At 59.3% G+C, this 18,550-nt stretch carries 16 protein-coding genes; 8 read left to right on the top strand and 8 right to left on the bottom strand.

Features of this window, described 5'->3' with window-relative positions; translation table 11 throughout:
* Window positions 1-61 precede the first annotated feature (61 nt).
* Window positions 62-1,171, bottom strand: coding sequence for a pyridoxal phosphate-dependent aminotransferase (locus ACR0KC_RS06655; protein WP_480771631.1), 1,110 nt, complete (start codon window positions 1,169-1,171; stop codon window positions 62-64).
* Window positions 1,172-1,320: 149 nt separating this feature from the next.
* Between ACR0KC_RS06655 and ACR0KC_RS06650 the strand changes: the two genes are divergently transcribed.
* Window positions 1,321-2,103: a crotonase/enoyl-CoA hydratase family protein gene (locus ACR0KC_RS06650; RefSeq protein ID WP_170564757.1), complete on the top strand. Its 783-nt coding sequence runs from the start codon at window positions 1,321-1,323 to the stop codon at window positions 2,101-2,103.
* Here ACR0KC_RS06650 and ACR0KC_RS06645 read toward each other — a convergent pair whose 3' ends face one another.
* From ACR0KC_RS06645 to ACR0KC_RS06630, 4 genes are all read right to left on the bottom strand, one after another.
* Complete coding sequence (locus ACR0KC_RS06645) at window positions 2,104-2,436, bottom strand: DnaJ family domain-containing protein (RefSeq protein ID WP_170663858.1); 333 nt, start codon at window positions 2,434-2,436, stop codon at window positions 2,104-2,106.
* Between the two features lie 39 nt (window positions 2,437-2,475).
* Entirely contained in the window at window positions 2,476-3,636 is a 1,161-nt protein-coding gene (locus tag ACR0KC_RS06640) for a benzoate/H(+) symporter BenE family transporter (protein ID WP_480771630.1), read from the bottom strand.
* 146 nt (window positions 3,637-3,782) lie between these two features.
* Window positions 3,783-6,944 carry a valine--tRNA ligase gene (locus ACR0KC_RS06635; protein ID WP_480705534.1) on the bottom strand — a complete coding sequence of 1,054 codons (3,162 nt, stop codon included), beginning with the start codon at window positions 6,942-6,944 and terminating at the stop codon, window positions 3,783-3,785.
* Window positions 6,945-7,037: 93 nt separating this feature from the next.
* Window positions 7,038-7,937 carry a phytanoyl-CoA dioxygenase family protein gene (locus ACR0KC_RS06630; protein WP_170404230.1) on the bottom strand — a complete coding sequence of 300 codons (900 nt, stop codon included), beginning with the start codon at window positions 7,935-7,937 and terminating at the stop codon, window positions 7,038-7,040.
* A 177-nt stretch (window positions 7,938-8,114) separates the two neighbouring features.
* Here ACR0KC_RS06630 and ACR0KC_RS06625 point away from each other — a divergent pair, with 177 nt between their 5' ends.
* From ACR0KC_RS06625 to ACR0KC_RS06615, 3 genes are all read left to right on the top strand, one after another.
* Complete coding sequence (locus ACR0KC_RS06625) at window positions 8,115-10,406, top strand: xanthine dehydrogenase family protein molybdopterin-binding subunit (protein WP_480771629.1); 2,292 nt, start codon at window positions 8,115-8,117, stop codon at window positions 10,404-10,406.
* Complete coding sequence (locus ACR0KC_RS06620; RefSeq protein ID WP_170397244.1) at window positions 10,384-11,460, top strand: DUF2235 domain-containing protein; 1,077 nt, start codon at window positions 10,384-10,386, stop codon at window positions 11,458-11,460. Before ACR0KC_RS06625 ends, ACR0KC_RS06620 begins: the two co-directional genes overlap by 23 nt.
* Before the next feature lie 110 nt (window positions 11,461-11,570).
* Window positions 11,571-12,662: a Hint domain-containing protein gene (locus ACR0KC_RS06615; protein WP_480771628.1), complete on the top strand. Its 1,092-nt coding sequence runs from the start codon at window positions 11,571-11,573 to the stop codon at window positions 12,660-12,662.
* 53 nt (window positions 12,663-12,715) lie between these two features.
* Here the strand turns inward: ACR0KC_RS06615 and ACR0KC_RS06610 are convergent, their stop codons facing one another.
* Complete coding sequence (locus ACR0KC_RS06610) at window positions 12,716-13,285, bottom strand: GcrA family cell cycle regulator (protein WP_170397240.1); 570 nt, start codon at window positions 13,283-13,285, stop codon at window positions 12,716-12,718.
* 126 nt (window positions 13,286-13,411) lie between these two features.
* On the opposite strand from ACR0KC_RS06610, the gene ACR0KC_RS06605 reads away from it, so the two are divergent.
* The gene (locus ACR0KC_RS06605; protein ID WP_170511463.1) at window positions 13,412-14,215 is read left to right on the top strand and encodes an ABC transporter permease; all 804 of its coding nucleotides are present in this window, start codon (window positions 13,412-13,414) and stop codon (window positions 14,213-14,215) included.
* On the opposite strand, the gene ACR0KC_RS06600 is transcribed toward ACR0KC_RS06605, so the two are convergent.
* Window positions 14,197-15,087, bottom strand: a complete 891-nt coding sequence (locus tag ACR0KC_RS06600; protein ID WP_480705529.1) for a DMT family transporter — start codon at window positions 15,085-15,087, stop codon at window positions 14,197-14,199. The two genes, ACR0KC_RS06605 and ACR0KC_RS06600, sit on opposite strands and share 19 nt — an antisense overlap.
* A gap of 294 nt (window positions 15,088-15,381) precedes the next feature.
* Between ACR0KC_RS06600 and ACR0KC_RS06595 the strand changes: the two genes are divergently transcribed.
* Genes ACR0KC_RS06595 through ACR0KC_RS06585 form a run of 3 tightly spaced genes read left to right on the top strand, consistent with a single transcriptional unit; the run spans window position 15,382 to window position 17,924 of the window.
* A complete protein-coding gene (locus tag ACR0KC_RS06595; RefSeq protein WP_480705527.1) occupies window positions 15,382-16,569 on the top strand; it encodes an acetylornithine transaminase in 1,188 nt (395 codons plus the stop codon).
* A gap of 27 nt (window positions 16,570-16,596) precedes the next feature.
* Entirely contained in the window at window positions 16,597-17,523 is a 927-nt protein-coding gene (gene argF, locus ACR0KC_RS06590; protein ID WP_480771627.1) for an ornithine carbamoyltransferase, read from the top strand.
* A gap of 56 nt (window positions 17,524-17,579) precedes the next feature.
* Window positions 17,580-17,924: a 5-carboxymethyl-2-hydroxymuconate Delta-isomerase gene (locus ACR0KC_RS06585; protein WP_480771626.1), complete on the top strand. Its 345-nt coding sequence runs from the start codon at window positions 17,580-17,582 to the stop codon at window positions 17,922-17,924.
* Between the two features lie 27 nt (window positions 17,925-17,951).
* Here ACR0KC_RS06585 and ACR0KC_RS06580 read toward each other — a convergent pair whose 3' ends face one another.
* On the bottom strand, window positions 17,952-18,548 hold the full coding sequence (locus ACR0KC_RS06580) for a ferric reductase-like transmembrane domain-containing protein (protein WP_480503800.1): 597 nt from the start codon (window positions 18,546-18,548) through the stop codon (window positions 17,952-17,954).
* Between the last annotated feature and the right edge of the window lie 2 nt (window positions 18,549-18,550).

Here is an 18,550-nt window from a genome sequence, read left to right as displayed (position 1 = left end):
TGGCCCGAAATACCTTCGGGGGAAATCGCGCATGTGCGCGATAGGGGGCAGACAGCCCCCTTTACGAGGCTCGGGCTTTTGCCAAGGCCGTGGGCAGAGCAGCTTCAAACGCCGCCATTTCCGCCTCACCTCCGCAGCTGACCCGAATGCACCGGTTCTGGGGCGCGGCAAATGGCATCCGCACGAACACGCCTTGTTCAACGAGCGTGTCCAACACGGCCTTGGCAAACACCCCATCGCGCCCACAATCAATCGCCACAAAGTTTGTCGCAGACGGCAAAGGCACCAGACCATTCGACCGTGAAATCTCTTCGATGCGGTTCCGGGACCCGGCAATCCTTTGCTGCACATGCGTCAGCCAATCTTCATCTTTTAGCGCGGCCAATGCCCCTGCCTGCGCGGCTCGGTTCATGCCGAAATGGTTGCGCACTTTGTTGAAGCTCGCAATCAACTCGGACGAGCCGATAGCGTAGCCTACCCGCGCCCCGGCCATGCCATAAACCTTGGAAAACGTTCGCATCCGGATCACACGTGAATCATCAGCAGCGACAGGTGCAGCGGTCCCTTCGGGCGCGCATTCGACATATGCCTCGTCAAGAACCACCAAACAGCCCTCTGGCAAAGCCTCTAGAGCGGACACGATATCCTCACCTGAATGCCATGTTCCCATCGGGTTGTCCGGGTTGGCCAGATAGACCAACTTGGCGTCTACCTCCGCCGCTTTGGCGAACAGCGCCGTCGGGTCCTCGTGATCGTCGTGGTAGGGGACCTTGTGCAATACCCCACCAAACCCGGCCACGTGGTAATTGAAAGTCGGATAAGCTCCATCCGAAGTCACAACTGCATCGCCGTGACCAACCAGCAGGCGCACCAGATAGCCCAGCAACCCGTCAATGCCTTCGCCAACCACGATGTTTTCAGGCGCGACCCCATGATGTACCGCCAGCGCATGGCGTAGTTCGTAATTCTCGGGATCGCCATACATCCATATCTCGCCCGCGGCCCGTTGCATTGCATCGATGGCGCGCGGGGACGGGCCAAACACGCTTTCATTCGCACCGATCCGGGCCACGAAGGGCGCGCCACGTTGGCGCTCCTGCGTTTCGGGGCCGACAAAAGGCACGGTCGCGGGCAGTGTGAGGGCAAGCGGGGTATAACGAGGACCAGTCATGGCCGCAGATAAGCGCAACCGATCAGGCGGGGCAAGCCTTGCCAGAAGTTCAAAGGAGGCTTCGGATGTGCGGTTTGCCCTGACGTCGCTGTGGCGCTGCTGGCGTCTTGCTGGCATGTTTACACAACAAAACACGCCCCGGAGGTCCCATGTCCCGCGTATCCATCGAATACAAAGACCACATCGCACGTGTCACGCTGACCCGTGGCGACAAGATGAACGCGCTGGACGATGCGATGATCAAGGCGATCCTTTCGGCCGGTCAAGAGGTCGCCGCAGCCGACATCCGCGCCGTGGTGCTATCGGGGGAAGGCAAAAGCTTTTGCGCTGGGCTCGATATGGCCAGCTTTGCCAGCATGGCGCACACAGACCCAAGCGAATGGCTGATGACCCGCAGCCACGAAGATGCCAACGAAATGCAGGAACTTGCCTTGATCTGGCGGCGCGTCCCGGTGCCGGTGATCTGCGCTATTCAAGGCGTCGCCTATGGCGGTGGGCTACAGATCGCGCTGGGTGCTGACATCCGCATCGCGCATCCCGAAGCCAAGCTGGCAGTGATGGAGATGAAATGGGGCATTATCCCCGACATGGGCGGCATGGTTCTGCTGCCAGAGCTCGTGCGCTCGGACGTGCTGCGCCTGCTGACCTATACCGCCCGCCCTATCGGAGCGCCACAGGCGGCAGATTGGGGGCTTGTTACCAAACTGTCGGATGATCCCCTGACCGAAGCGCTGGCGCTGGCCGAGGACATCGCGGGTAAAAGCCCGTCCGCCATCCGCGCCGCCAAACGGTTGATTGATGTGGCCGAAACCCGTGACCGTGCTGATGTGCTGTTGGCCGAATCTACCGAACAGGTCGATCTGATCGGTAAGTCGGATCAAATGGAAGTTGTCATGGCACAGATGCAGGGCCGAAAGCCCGAATTCAAATGATCACCGCATGAATGCGCGCCGTGCATCGCGGGCCATGTTGTATCGCATCTCAAGATCAGCAATCTTTTTCATTGCTGCCCTGCGGTCCTGATTGGCAGTCAGCGCTGCAAACTCCTTGCGGGCGGCGTCGAGCTGTTTCTTGATGTCGAACTCCTCGGGCAGAACTCCGGCCTGCGCCATGATCCGATGACCCGCAGCAATGGCGGGATCGCCTTGTGCCTCGCCCGAGCGGTCGGGCAACGGGGCACCTTCGCCTTCAAGACCTTGCAGTTGGCCTTCGGCCTGCGCCTTTTTGATCTGGCGTTCAATCAGTTTTCCAAGCGATCCGAACATGCGCTTATTTTACCGCCTGAGGGGGTCTGATGAAAGGGCTCAGCGCACTCGGTTTGTTGCTAGATATGCGATACCCCCAGCCAACAGCCCCCAGACTGCCGCGCCCAACCCAAAAACCGTTATGCCGGAGGCTGTGATGGCCAGTGTCAAAATAGCCGCTTCGCGCTCGACAGGGACGTCCAGCGCGGCATGCATGGCATTGGCCAGGACCCCGATCAGGGCCACACCTGCCAGAGTGCCCATTAGCAGCGGGTCGGCATAGGCGGCAAAACTGGTGATCGCCACGGCAAAGATACCGAAGAGGCAGTAGAACACGCCCCCCATGATTGCCGACCAATAACGCTGCGCCGGATCGGGGTGGCTTTCCTCGTTGGAACACATCGCTGCGGTGATTGCGGCCAGGCAGGTTGCAGGCGCCCCGAAAGGGGCCGAAAGCATGCTTGCGCCACCGACGGATGAAAACAACCGGCCGGGAACAGGATCAAAGCCAAAGCTGCGCATCACCGCGACGCCGGGGATATTCTGTGTCGCCATCGTGACGATAAACAGCGGTACGCCGATCCCGATGGCCGACGCGACCGAGAATGATGGCATGGTCCAGATCGGAGCCGCGATCAAACGATCCGGCATCAATTGGGCATCTCCTGCGTTCAGCGACACAATGATAGCCGCCGCGACCACAGCTGCCGGAACCGCGATCAACCGATTGAAACGGCCCGCGACAAACCACGTCAGGATCACCGGCAACGCCTGCCATGGAATCTCGATCGCCGCCTTGAAGGGCACAAGGCATAGTGGCAAGAGCACACCTGCCAGCATTGCTTGCGCCAGTGTTGTGGGAATTGCTGCTGCCAATCGTCCCAGCGGCTTCCACAGCCCTGCCAGAACCGTAAATGCTCCGGCGCACAGGAACGCACCAATCGCGCCTGAAAATCCCTCGACCGGGGTGGCCGAGACGGCTAACAGAGCGGCCCCCGGAGTCGACCACGCAACGCTGATCGGCATTTTGTACCGCAGGCTGAGGACGATGGCTGCAAGCCCCATGGCAATCGCCGCACTCATCAGACCCGAGGCGGCTTCCTGCGATGAAGCTCCCATCGCGCCCAACCCCTGCAGCACGATGGGAAACGAGCTGAAGAACCCGACAATGGCCACAACCAACCCGGTTGAGACGGTCTGCATCGGAGGGAAAGATCGCATCGTCAGTGCCTCGCCAGGTTGTTTCGCCGAAGTGCTAACAAGCGGGGCGTGGCGTGAACAAGGGGAAAGCTCTGAGGGTAAAGAAAAACCTCACCGCCGGTTGGGTGGTGAGGTTCGATTTCAATATATCAGCAGCAGGAAAAAGATCAGGCAATTTCAGCCAAACGGGCGAGAGCTTCGTTTAGCTTGGCTTCTTCTTCTTCGCGGGCGGCAAGGTTAGCTTTGGCTTCTGCAACAACCTCTTCCGGGGCCGATGCCACGAATTTCGGGTTGTTCAGGCGCCCGCGCAGACCGCCGAGTTCCTTGGCCAACTTGCCTTTGGCTTTTTCCAGCCGTTCCTTTTCCGCACCAATGTCGATGATGTCCGCCAGTGGCAGGCCAAAGGAGGCACCGGGGGCGGCAATCGAGATCGTGCCCTTTGGCAGTTCATCCGCCTTGGTCAGGCTGTCGATCCGCGCCAGACGTTTGATCAGCGCTTCGTTGCGGTCCCATGCAGCTTGGCCGTGCGCGTCAATCTCAGTCACCAGCATCGGCACGTAGAGGCCAGCAGGAACCCGCATCTGTGCACGGGCCGAGCGGGTGTTTTCGATCACCGAGATCACCCAGTTCATTTCTCGATCCGCATCCGCGTCGATCAGGTTAGCCGCCGTATAGGTTGGCCAGTCTGCATGCACGACCATCTTGGGCCGCGTGCCGGTCAGGCCCCACAGCTCTTCGGTGATGAAAGGCATGATCGGGTGCAGCATGACCATGCACTGGTCCAGAACCCAGCGCATGGTGGCGCGGGTCTCGGCCTGTGCCTCGGCGTCATCGCCTTGCAGCAAGGGTTTAGAGAGTTCCACGTACCAGTCGCAGACCTTGCCCCAGACAAAGGCATAAAGCCCGTTGGCCGCATCGTTGAAACGATAGCTTTCCAGCGCCGCGTCGACCTCTTCCCGCACACGGGCGGTTTCACCGATGATCCAGCGGTTCACGGCGGCTTTGGGTTTCAGGTCAGTCACGTCCAGTTGCGGGACAGCGTCGGTGAAGACCTCATTCATCTCGGCAAAGCGGACGGCGTTCCACAGTTTGGTGCCGAAGTTTCGGTAACCTGTGATGCGCTCGCGCGACAGTTTCAGTACCCCGCCAATAGCCGCCATTGAGGCATTGGTAAAGCGCAGCGCGTCAGCACCGAATTCGTCCACGATCTCCAACGGGTCGATCACGTTGCCGGTGGTTTTGGACATCTTCTTGCCCTTCTCGTCGCGGACGAGCTGGTGCAGATACACGGTGTGGAACGGGATTTCGTTCACCACCGCCAGTTGCATCATCATCATCCGCGCGACCCAGAAGAACAGGATGTCAAAGCCGGTGATCAACACATCGGTTGGGAAATAGCGCTCTAACTCTTCAGTCTTTTCAGGCCAGCCCAGCGTGCCGATAGGCCAGAGGCCGGAAGAGAACCATGTGTCGAGTACGTCGGGGTCGCGCCAGACCGGGTAGACCAGCTTGGTCGGGTCTTGTTCGACTGCGTATTGAGCAAGGCTTTCGGCGAACTGATGGATCGCTTCCTGCTTATCGGCAACTTCGATGACAGTCGCGTGGCTCAGCGGGCTGGGTATATTGGCATTGTCGTCGAGGAATTTCTCTGTAACGGCCTCAAGGCTTGCCGCGCATTCCATGACATTGCCACGATGCAGCATGCCGCCTTCGTTGAGCAAACGACCCAATTCGACCAAATCAAGGTCGCCGTCGTTTTCGTCGTCCTTGAAATTCTCAGCCGAGAGATCGAGACCATACCAAACCGGTATCTGATGCCCCCACCATAGCTGGCGCGAGATGCACCACGGCTCGATGTTTTCCAGCCAGTGGTAATAGGTCTTCTCGCCCGACTCGGGGATGATCTTGACAGTGCCGTCCTTGACCGCGTCCAGCGCAGGGCCGACGACCTTGGCGGCGTCGACGAACCATTGGTCGGTGAACATCGGCTCGATGACGACTTTCGAGCGGTCGCCGAAGGGCTGCATGATCGGTTTGCTTTCGACCAGCGGCACCAGCTTGTCCGCGCCTTCGTGTTCCGGCTTTAAAGCGGTCGAACCCAGACGTTGATCATCCGCGCGAGTCATGACAGCCAGACCGTCTGTAGTGATCTCCTCGACGACCTTCGCACGTGCCTCGAACCGGTCGAGGCCGCGCAGATGATCAGGGATCAGGTTGATCGCGTCGATCTCGTTCTCGGTGAACTCTCGCCCGCGCGCGTATTCCTGCGCCTTGTCCGCCTCTTCGGCATAAGGCGCACCATCGGCGCGCATTGCGCCTTTGGTGTCCATCAGGCGATACATTGGAATGCCGCCGCGCTTGGCGACCATATTGTCGTTGAAGTCATGTGCACCGGTGATTTTCACCGCGCCCGAGCCGAAATCTGGATCAGGGTAATCATCGGTGATGATCGGGATCTGACGGCGATGCTCTTTCGGGCCAACCGGGATTTCGCAGAGTTTTCCGACGATGGGCGCATAGCGCTCATCCGATGGGTGAACCGCAACTGCGCCGTCGCCGAGCATGGTTTCGGGGCGAGTCGTGGCGATCGAGATATAGTCGCGCTCTTCCTCCAGCACGATATTCCCGTCCTCATCTTTCTCGACGTAGGTATAGGTCTCGCCGCCCGCCAGCGGGTATTTGAAGTGCCACATGTGGCCTGCAACTTCGATATTCTCGACCTCAAGGTCCGAAATTGCGGTCTCGAAATGCGGGTCCCAATTGACCAGCCGCTTGCCGCGATAGATCAGGCCCTTTTCGTACATGTCGACAAAGACCTTGATCACTGCGTCGTGAAAATTCGCAGAATTTTCGTGGCCTGTGCGCGGGTCACGCGGCGCACCCGCCATGGTGAAGGCGTTGCGCGACCAATCACAGGACGAGCCCAGGCGCTTGAGCTGCTCGATGATCGTGCCGCCGTATTCTCCCTTCCATTCCCAGACCTTGTCCAGAAACGCCTCACGTCCCAGCTCACGACGTCCCGGCTGCTGGGTGTTGGCCAACATCTTTTCCACCTGCATCTGCGTGGCGATACCAGCGTGGTCCTGACCGGGCTGCCATAGCGTGTCGAACCCGCGCATCCGGTGCCAGCGGGTCAGAACATCCTGCAGCGTGTTGTTGAACGCGTGGCCCACATGCAGCGCACCCGTCACGTTCGGCGGTGGGATCATGATGGTAAAGCTCTCGTCGCGCGATTTGTTCGCGCCTGCCTTGAAGGCTCCGGCCTCTTCCCAGGCCTTGTAGATGCGGGCCTCGGCTTCGGCCGCGTTGAATGTCTTTTCCATCGCCATGGGGTGCGTCCTGCGTCATCAATCTCGGGTCAGCGCCTGCAATAGCGAATGCGTAAGGGAAGGGGAAGGGTCTGCGCGGCGGTCCTGCAATGATCAGCCGGGATTTGATGGGGCGGGCGCATAAAGATCCAGCTTTTCGCTGGCCCCTTGCCCCATCGCCTTGGCCTGATCGCTGCGGATGCGCGCGTGCAGGTCCAGCGCCTCAGGAGCAAACAGCTCGGTCGGCTCAGGGATATGGATGAAATTCCCCACCCGGTCCTCGCCCCGCGCCAGAATGGCATAGTCGCGATCCGCCACTTTTTGCTGCGCATTGGGGTTGAGATAACGGATAGCCAGGCCAATTCGACGATCATCAGATACGTTCGGCCCTGACCCATGAATGGTCAGCCCATGGTGCAGCGACATCTGGCCGGGCTGCAACTCGATATGGGTTTTGTCTTCCTCCGCGACATCGACTGCCACCTCTTGCCCACGCGACAGCAGGTTGTTGTCGGAGAACGTATCATTATGCGGCAGGATCGGGTTCTTGTGGCTGGCCTTCACGAAATCCATGCAGCCACTCTCAACCGTCGCAGGGGATAGGGCGATCCAGGCGGTCAACTGGTCCGAGGTTTCACCCATACCCCAATATGTCAGGTCCTGATGCATGCCCACCACTTGCGTCGTGCGCGGTTCCTTGATGAACAGCTCAGCCGACCACAACAGCAGGTCTGGGCCCAAAACACCTTCGACAACGTCCAAAACGCGCGGGTCCAACGCGATGCGAGTGGCAAATGGCATCACCACATGCGCGTTGATGCGTTTGTACATGTTCAGGGGTAGCGGCAGGTCAGCCTCGCGCCAGCTGGCCTCGACATCTTCCAACTCGGCACGGTACCCGGCGGCTTCTGCGGCAGAGAACACGGGGATCGGAAATATAAACCCATCATCCCAATAGGCCTCGGCACTTTGGCTGTCCAATCGGCCATTCGTCAGCTTGATTTCTTTGGGCATGGAAACCTCCACTCGACTGAATTTAGGTTCAGCCTAGGCGCGGCCCAGATCGGCGTGCAACGCTGTTTCCAGACATGAATGTCGCTTTCAGACCGTGCGGGGTTAATTTTCTCAGCCACTGGACAAGGTCCTGCTTCACGCTAGGGTCGCGCATTCAGGCAGCCAGAGGATCATCCCATGGAAAAATTCGGCAAAAGCCAGCCCATCAAACGGACCGAGGACCAGCGGTTTCTGACCGGGCAGGGGCAATACATGGACGATTCTGTGCCCGAGAATGCGCTGTTCGCAGCATTCTTTCGCAGCCCGGTGGCGCATGCCACCATCACGTCGCTGGACCTTGAAGATGCACGTACAGCGGATGGGGTGCGCTTGGTCATGACGCTGGAAGATCTGACTGCTGCCGGGATCGATACGGTGATGAACGCGACTACAGTCGCCAACCGCGACGGCAGTCAAGGCGCTGCGTCCGAGCGGAACATGCTGGCCAAGGACCGCGTGCGTTTCGTCGGAGAACCCGTTGCGGTCGTCATTGCCGACTCGTTGTTACAGGCCCGCGATGCAGTCGAATTGATCTGGATGGAAACCGAAGACCTGCCGGTCAAGATGGATGTCGCTGCGGGTGGCGAACCTTTGCATCCACAAGCCCCCGACAACCGCGCCTTTGACTGGGGCTTGGGTGATGAGAAGGCGACCAATGACGCCTTTCAGGCAGCGGCGCGCACCGTCGCGCTGAACGTGCATGACAACCGGGTCATCGTGAGCTCGATCGAACCGCGTGGCTGTCAGGCCGATTGGTCGGGTGGCCGTATGCATTTCTCATATGGCGGGCAGGGTGTCTGGGGGATGAAAGCGCAGCTGGCACAAAAGCTGAAACTGGACCCCGAGGCGATCCGCGTCACTACGCCAGATGTCGGCGGCGGATTTGGTATGAAGGCGATGCCTTATCCCGAATATTTCACCGTTGCTGTTGCTGCCATGAAACTGGGCCAGCCGGTGCACTGGATGTCGGACCGGTCCGAAGCGATGTTGTCCGATCACCACGGCCGCGACCTGACCTCACTGGCGGAGCTCGCCTTTGATGCCGATCACAAGATCACTGCTTACCGGGTCCACAGCAAGATCAACCTTGGCGCTTATAACAGCCATTTCGCGCAGGCGATCCAGACCAGCCTGTTCAGTAAGGTTTTGATGGGTGTCTACGATGTTCAGACCACCTACTTGCGGGTCGAAGGATTCTTCACCAACACCACGCAGGTCGACGCCTATCGCGGTGCCGGGCGACCCGAGGCGATCTATGTGCTGGAACGCGTCATGGACCGTGCTGCGCGTGAGTTGGGGATTGATCCGTGGGAGTTGCGGCGCAAGAATTTCATCCGACCCGAAGCCTTCCCCTATAAGACCGCAACCGGCGAAACCTATGATGTGGGTGAGTTCAACATGGTCCTCAGCCGCGCCGCCGAACAGACTACGGGCTTTGAGGCCCGCAAAGCGGCGGATGCGGAAAACGGCCTGATCCGGGGGCAGGGGCTTTGTTACTATATCGAAAGTATTTTGGGAGACCCTTCCGAAGGCGCGAAGATCGAGTTTTGCGAGGACGGAACGGTGAACCTCTATGTCGGCACTCAGTCCAATGGGCAAGGGCACGAGACCGTCTATGCCCAGTTCCTATCGGACCAGACAGGGATTCCTTCGCACCTGATCAATGTTGTGCAAGGCGACACGGACAGGCTGGCGCAGGGCGGCGGAACCGGCGGATCACGCTCGGTCACGACCCAAAGCAACGCGACACTGGTCACAGTTGATACGATGATCGCCGCATTCACGCCCTATCTTGCGGATAAGATGGGGGTCGAGGAAAGCGATGTGACCTTCGACCATGAAACCTTCCGCGCGCCGGGGTCCAACCTGACCCCCACGCTGACCGAGGCGGCCGAGATGGCGCGCGCTGACGGGCGCACCGATCTGTTGCAGCACGAAGCCCGCGCTACGCTAGATGCACGCAGCTATCCCAATGGTGCACATGTTGCCGAAGTCGTTATCGATTCTTTCACTGGTGAAACATGGGTCGACCGCTACACGGTGGTGGATGATTTCGGCAATCTTATCAACCCGATGCTGGCCGAGGGGCAGGTGCATGGCGGGGTAGTGCAGGGTATCGGCCAAGCACTGACCGAGCATGTTGTTCATGATGCCGAGGGGCAACTGCTCACGGCTTCGTTCATGGACTACGCCTTGCCCCGCGCTGCTGAGATACCCATGATAGAGTTTACCTCGGCGCCGGTTCCGTCAACCGCCAACCCGATGGGGATGAAAGGCTGTGGCGAGGCAGGCACCGTGGGCGCACTGGCCGCAGTGGCGAACGCGGTACAGGATGCGCTCTGGGATCACGGGGTGCGGCAGGCGGATATGCCTTTCACACCTCACAAAGTTTGGGAATTGTTGACGCATGGTTTTGTCGCGGCTGAGTAGAAAGGTACTGGGATGGCTCGGACGGCCTCTGCGGTCCGAGCACTCGGCCGAAACGCGCCACCGCGAACCTGTCAGCCATGTCATCATTCTTGACGGCACCATGTCGACGCTGGAAGCAGGGCGGGAAACCCACGCGGGCCAGACTCTGCGCCTGTGCTGCGAGATGGGCAGCCAGGTTTCGGTTTTCTACGAATCCGGCGTGCAGTGGGAAAGCTGGAAGTCCACTATGGACGTGATGATGGGGCGGGGTATCAACCGTCAGATTCGTCGGGCCTATGGTTATTTGGCTTCGCGTTACAAACCCGGTGATAAGATCTTTTTCATCGGCTATTCACGCGGCGCATACGGGGTCCGCAGCCTTGCGGGCGTGATCGATGCTATCGGGTTGCTCAAGGCCGAACACGCCACTGTCCGCAATATCAAACAGGCCTATCGACACTATGAATGTAACGCCAATGGCGAAGCGGCGGCGGTCTTTCGTCGGGAGTTCTGTCACGAGGATGTCGCCATCGAGATGGTCGGCGTCTGGGACACGGTCAAGGCGCTGGGCCTGCGCCTTCCGCTGCTCTGGCGCTGGGCCGAGGAACGCCATGCCTTCCACAACCACCAGCTTGGCCCTGCCACCCGCCACGGCTATCACGCCATGGCGCTGGACGAGACCCGCGAGGTGTTCGAGCCGGTGCTGTGGAAATGCACCCCCGACTTCAAGGGCCATATCGAGCAGGTTTGGTTCCGCGGCACCCACGGCGATGTTGGCGGCCAGCTGAACGGGTTCGAAGAGGCCCGCCCCCTCAGCAACATCTCCCTGATCTGGATGCTGGACAAGGCCGAGCTGCACGGCCTGCCATTGCCCGAGGGCTGGCGCGACCGTTTCCCTACCGATCCGCATGCGCAATCCGTGGGCACCTGGCGTGGCTGGGGTAAGATTTTCCTGCTGCGCAAGCATCGCAAAGTAGGGCGTGACCGGTCAGAGAAACTGCATGTCTCGGTTTCGCCCGAGGAACTACCCCGATGGGTGCCGATGCCAAATCTGCCTTCGCATCCGGCGCAGTAACAGAAGCAACAGCTTGCCTTCCTATGAAAGTTGTATCAACAGCAGCCACAGCATTTCTGTCCCGTCAGTGCCGGGTGGACGTCTTAGCATCATCGAAAGACATGTGATTTATGCCGGATCCATACTTTTCTGAGCTCAAATACTTAGGTGGCCCGGCCCTGGATTTTATCGAGGTCGCGGTTGACGCTGGTACGGATGTCTCGGGGTTGGTCGTGACGATCTATTTGAGCAATGGCTCGATCCGAACCACCAATACTCTGGCCGGTATCACGCCGACAACGGTTGCCGGTCGCGATATCTATGTAATCGACACGACAAGTTCCGGGACATTTAACGGATTGGGTAAAACCAATGGTATCTCGCTTTCCGAAGGGACAACGGTTTATCAGTTTAATTCTTTCAGCGATCCTCCAAGTCCCGGCCCGATCACTGCGAACACTGGCCCGGCCAATGGTATGCAATCCACAGTCATCGGGCAGGCCGGCGCTGGCGATTCCCTGATTTCGACCGACAATGGCGGCACATATACAGTCAATACCGATCCCACCCCGGGCAGCATCCCCTGTCTGACTGCGGGCACACTCGTATCCACTGATTTGGGTCCGGTGCCGGTAGAAGATCTGAAGCCTGGCCAGCTGCTTTTGCTGGCGCGGGGTGGCAACCAGCCTTTGCTGCAGATCTTGCGCCGTTCACTCACTGCGCGCGAGTTGCGCCGCAATCCGAAACTTTATCCAGTGCGAATTTGCGCGGGCGCACTTGGACAAGGCCTGCCCCGACGTGATCTGCTTGTCTCGCGTCAGCATCGCATGCTGGTGTCCTCGGCGATTGTGAAACGCATGTTCGGTCGTTCTGAGGTTCTGGTCGCCGCGATAAGGCTGACCGATCTGCCGGGGATTTATGTCGATGAAACCGTAGACAGCGTCACGTATTTCCATCTGGTCCTGGCGACGCACGAAGTGATTATCGCCGAGGGTGCCCCGACCGAAAGCTTGCTGATAGGACAGGAAGCGTTGAATTCACTCCCTCCTGCAATGGTCGAGGAACTTACTGTATTGTTTTCGGGCATTTCGACCGGGGGCCTCTCGGATACCAGTTATCTGGTGCCGGACAACGCGCGTCAGAAACAGCTGGTGTCGCGCCACGCTCAACACGCCCGATCATTGCTATCCGACTATACGGAAAGCACCCGTTCTGCAGACTAATGTTGATAGAGCGTTGGCCAACCAAGGCCAACACCCGCTGTCATGTCTAAGAATTACCGCCGACGATCTCTGCGCGAGCTCATCGGCTGGAACGCCACGCCCACATGCGCTTCGCAATAGGGTTTGCCTGCCTCGACGGGCAGGCCGCAGAACCAGAAATCCTCGGTCGCGGGGTCGCCGACAGGCCATTTGCAGGTCTTTTCGGTCAGCTCCATCAAAGACAGCTTCTTGGCCTTCTTTTCAATCTCGTTGACCTTGGCCAAAGCCTCGGGGCTGATCTCATTGGCCGACGGTTGCGGAGGCAACGGCTGGCCGGCGGGTATGATCTGGCGACGGGCCGGGGTGACCGGTTTGGCCTCGGGGGCTGGCACCGGACGGGCCGGTTCAGTCTTGGGTGTCGGTTTCGGTTTGGCCTCGGCCTTGGGCGCGGGGGCCGGTTTTTCCTTAGGCTCGGCCTTTGCCGGGCTTGCACCGGTGGCGCGATTCGACAGACCCAGACGGTGCACCTTGCCGATCACCGCATTGCGGGTCACGCCGCCCAGTTCCTTGGCGATCTGGCTGGCCGACTGGCCCTCGCCCCACATCTTTTTCAGCAGCTCTACACGCTCGTCAGTCCAGGACATCATTTGCCTTTCAAAAGCGGAAAGCGGCCCCGGATTCGGGCCGCCTTGGGAAATCATCTCAGCGCCCTATTCTAAACACTGCGGCCCGAGTTACAAGCGGTCTTCGAATCAGGTATGGGGCAGAGCATGCATAATCTCATGGATCACGACGCACGCCGCTTTGGCGCGGTGAATTGGATGGGCCTCTATACACTGGCGCAGCGCGAGACCCTGCGCTTTCTGGCCGTGTGGACGCAGACCCTGCTGGCACCGCTGGTGACGGCAGGCCTGTTCCTGCTGATCTTCAACATTGCCATTGGTCCCAGCCGACCGGATGTGATGGGGGTGCCGTTTCTGACCTTTCTGGCACCGGGCATCATGATGATGACCGTGATTCAGAACGCCTTTGCCAATACATCGTCATCGATGGTGATCGCCAAGGTTCAGGGCAATATCGTCGATACGCTGATGCCGCCGCTATCGCCGCTGGAAATCCTGTTGGGTTATCTGGCCGGAGGCATCGCCCGCGGTATCCTGATCGCCCTTGTTGTCGCAATCGCTCTGGCGTTGGTTCTGGGCATCGTGCCGCAGAACCCGATGATCGCACTGATATTCGTGGTTTTAGGCGGCGCGTTCATGGGCGCGCTTGGGCTTTTTGCCGGGATATTTGCCAACAAGTTCGACCAGATGGCGGCGATCACCAATTTCATCGTCACGCCTTTGGCTTTCTTGTCCGGCACTTTCTATTCTGTGCAGGCGCTACCGCCAGTGCTCAATCGGCTAAGCCATGCGAACCCGGTCTTCTATCTGATTGACGGGTTGCGCTATGGGATGATCGGCGTGTCCGACAGCTCTCCTTGGTTGGGCATGGCGATCTGCGCCAGCGCGACATTGTTGGTTGGAGGATTGACCTGGCAGATGTTGCGCACCGGCTACCGGCTCAAGGCCTGACGGTGTATCGCCTCGCGCCAGACCAGAATCAGACCTCCGGTCAGGATGATGGCCGAGCCGATCAGGCTGATCCCATCCGGTATCACCTTGAATACCGCGAAATCGTAGAAGGCAGCGAAGATCAGCGTAGCGTAGCTGATCGGAGCCACAAAAGAGGCATCCGCCCGCGCCATTCCGTTGACGAAACAAGCCTGCGCACAGGCCATTAGCACACCAATCGAGGCCAGCGCCGCCCATTGCTGAGGCGTCGGCATCTGGAAAATGAAACTTACCGCGACTGTCGCAATGGTCAGACCCATCGCATTGTTGATCAGCAGAATCTGGATCGGTATTTCTCGGCCCGAGAGCTTTTTGATAAAGATCAGTTCCATCCCAATTATCACTGCTGCGGTCAGGGCCAGTAATGCAGCGGGTTGAAAGCTAGCGGGCGTTGGACGCAACAGAACCAAGGCACCGATCAAGGCCACGATGGCGGCCAACCAGCGCCACGGGCCGACACCTTCTTTCAGCAGCGGGATCGCCAACATCATGGCAAAGACCGGGTTCAGGAACGAGATCGCCGTCGCATCCGCAATCGGTATGAAAGCAACGGATGCAAACATCAGCGTGATCCCCAGCCAGCCGAAGCTTGTCCGTCCGATATGCAGACCCCAATGCGGGCGGCTCAGGCGGGGGCGCATGATGCCGACGGCTGTCACGATTACCAGAAAGGCAAACAGAAACCGTCCATGGCTGATCTGCATCGGATGCAGGGCAGGGCCAAGCACATCCGTCCCCAGTGCTTTCGCCAGCAATGTGGTCCCTGCGAGAAGGGCGCTGGCCGCAAGGATCAGCAAGGCCGCAAGGGCAGGATTCTGACGTACCGGTGTCATGGTTCAGCCGTGCGCCAGCGTCGGGTAAATGACAAGCGGTAAATCACGGTCTCAGAATGATTTTTGCCCCGATCGCAAAAACGGGGTTTTCAGACCCGGTGCACCCCGCTATACGGCCTCACATGATCAATACCGCACATATCCTGCGCCTCCGACGCCGACGCCTGACCGCATAATCGGCCCGTTTGATCCATTTGCGCTGTCCAAATCCGCGCAAACCCCACCAAATCAGTTGACGACCATGGCTCCAGTGTATCACTCACAGGGCTCAAGCTATTCGAAAAGGATGATCCGATGATCCCGTCCGTTCTGCCGACCTATAACCGCGCGCCCCTGACATTCGTGAAGGGCGAAGGCGCCTGGCTGACCGAGGCGGATGGCCGACGTTTTCTGGATCTGGGCGCGGGCATAGCGGTGAACGCGCTGGGTCATGCACATCCGGCGCTGGTGGCGGCCCTGACGGAACAGGCGCATGCGCTGTGGCATGTTTCAAACCTCTATAACATCCCGCAACAGCAGGCACTGGCGGACAAGCTGGTGGAACACACCTTTGCCGATACTGTGTTCTTCACCAATTCGGGCACCGAATCCTGCGAATTGGCCGTCAAAATGGCCCGCAAGTGTTTCTATGACAAAGGTCAGCCCGAGAAGGTCGAGATCATCACTTTCGACGGCTCATTCCATGGCCGGTCATCGGCGGGTATCGCCGCCGCCGGGTCCGAGAAAATGACCAAAGGTTTCGGCCCGCTGCTGCCAGGCTTTGTCCATCTGACATTCGGAGACCTCGACGGTGTCACCAACGCCATCACCGACACCACGGCAGCCATCCTGATCGAACCGGTTCAGGGCGAAGGCGGCATCCGCCCCGTTCCGGATGCAGAGCTGAAAGCCTTGCGCCAGATTTGCGATGATAACGGCCTTTTGCTGATCCTCGATGAAGTCCAATGCGGCGTTGGGCGGACCGGCAAACTCTTTGCACATGAATGGGCCGGCATCACGCCGGATATCATGATGGTCGCCAAAGGCATCGGCGGCGGTTTTCCTCTGGGTGCGGTTCTGGCCACCGAAGAGGCCGCCAGCGGCATGACGGCAGGCACCCACGGCTCGACCTATGGCGGCAACCCCTTGGGCTGTGCCGTTGGCTGCGCGGTGATTGATCAGGTCGCTACTCCGGCCTTCCTCGAAGGTGTGAATCGCAAGGCAGGCCTGCTGCGTCAGAAGCTCGAAGGCCTGATCGCGGACCACCCCGAAGTATTCGAGGAGGTGCGCGGCTCAGGTTTGATGCTTGGCCTGAAATGCAAACCCGCCAATATCGACGTGGTCAACGCTGGCTATGACAACGAGGTCATAACGGTCCCCGCCGCAGATAACGTGATCCGCCTGCTGCCGCCGCTGACCCTCACCGAGGATGACATCGCACAAGCCCTGATCCGCCTCGAGAAAACTGCGGCACAAGTCGAAAACGCAATGGCTTCGGCCTGAACTCGCCTGATTGAAAAGTGAATTAAAATGAACCACTTCCTTGATATCCACAAAACTGACGCAGGTGATCTGCGGAACATGATCGATCAGGCCAGCGCGATGAAACAGGCGCGCCTTGGGCGTCCCAAAGCCGCCCCCGACGACGAGCAGCCTCTGGCAGGCCGCATGGTTGCGCTGATCTTTGAAAAGCCATCAACGCGGACCCGCGTGTCCTTCGATGTTGGCGTGCGCCAAATGGGCGGGCAGACCATGGTACTGTCCGGCAAGGACATGCAGCTGGGCCATGGCGAGACCATCGCCGACACTGCACGGGTCCTGTCGCGCTATGTCGACATGATCATGATCCGAACCTTTGATGAAACCATCCTGACCGAGATGTCCGAATACTCGGACGTTCCCGTCATCAATGGTCTGACCGATCGTACACATCCCTGCCAAATCATGGCCGATGTGCTGACCTATGAAGAGCATCGCGGCCCCATCGCAGGAAAAAAGGTCGTCTGGACCGGCGACGGCAACAATGTCTGCGCTTCATTTCTGCATGCCGCCGGTCAATTCGGTTTCGACCTGACATTCACCGGCCCGGCGCAGCTGGACCCAGAAGAAGAATTCATGGGGCTTGCGCGCCAGAAGGGCTCGAAAATCGTGATCGAACGGGACCCGCACAAAGCTGTTGAAGAGGCCGACCTCGTGGTCGCCGACACCTGGGTCTCAATGCACGATTCTCAATCCGCGAAGGAGCGCCGCCACAACATGCTGCGGCCCTATCAGGTCAACGCCGAGCTGATGTCGCATGCCAAGCCAGACGCGTTGTTCATGCACTGCCTGCCTGCGCACCGCGAAGAAGAGGCCACATCCGAGGTCATGGACGGCCCGAACTCGGTGATCTTTGACGAGGCCGAAAACCGCCTGCATGCGCAAAAAGCCGTGATGCGCTGGTGTCTGGGCGTCTGAGGCCGACAGCAATCTGGGAGAGCCATAGATGGCTCTCTTAAATCTCGGAGCAACCAATGCCACACGTCACTCTGGAATTCTCTGCCGGGCTCGAAAAAACTCATGATTTTCAAGCCATCTGTGAGCAGCTCTATTCCGTGCTCGCCGCGCATGAAGAATTCGATGCCCCAACACTCAAAATCCGTGCCACCTCGTTTCCGTATTTCCGCATCGGGACCGAACCGCAGACCTTCATTCATGCCACGCTCTTGTTGTTGCAAGGCCGAGATGAGGCAACGCGCGCCGAGTTGAACGCGATCATTCTGAGTGTTCTGGCTGCGTCTGCGCCCACGGTCGGCAGCATCACCGTGCGGGATGTTGAAATAGATCGCGCGACCTATGCCAAACGCCTGTCAGCCTGACGCGGCCCCGGTATGCGTATGGGAGGACTAAACGCGTCGGGACACTTCCCAGACCCGTAATCTGGCGAGCGTAGCGACGCACGCCAGAACTACCAGCACACACAATGCGATCTTGGTCATGATCTCCATCGTGCCCTCAATCATCAGGGCGTGTACGACACTGCCCAGTATGGTCACCACTGCCAGTCCGGCGTGACCCAGACGCCAGAGCCGAAATCGCAGGTTCAGGCGTAGCCGCAGAACGCCCATCGTTGCTGCAGCAAAACCCGTCCACATCGCGATCACACCCCAGACGGAAAAGGGTGTGGCTGATACGAATAGAAGCGCGTCCACGACATCCGGCGGGCTCGTGATCCACAAACCGCCCACATGGATTACGATCGCTGCGACAAGGGCCAGACCGCACCGCCTGTGCCATAAGCGGCTGCGCACAGGTGAAAGCCCAGGCAACCAGCGTCCGGCCAGCAAGGGTTGCATCAGCAGAAGGCACATCCCGACGATGCCCGCAAACCCGGCTAGGATGTAGATCGGCTCGCGCCACGCCAGATAAGGGCTGAATGCTGCCGCGATAACCGGCACCAGAAGGGCGACAATCAACGCTGCCCAGATCAGTATGCGCCTCAACA

The sequence above is a fragment of the Ruegeria sp. CF3 genome, assembly GCF_056537365.1.
Note: the sequence above shows the minus strand (reverse complement) of the source record. Positions and strands in the feature narration are given on the sequence as shown.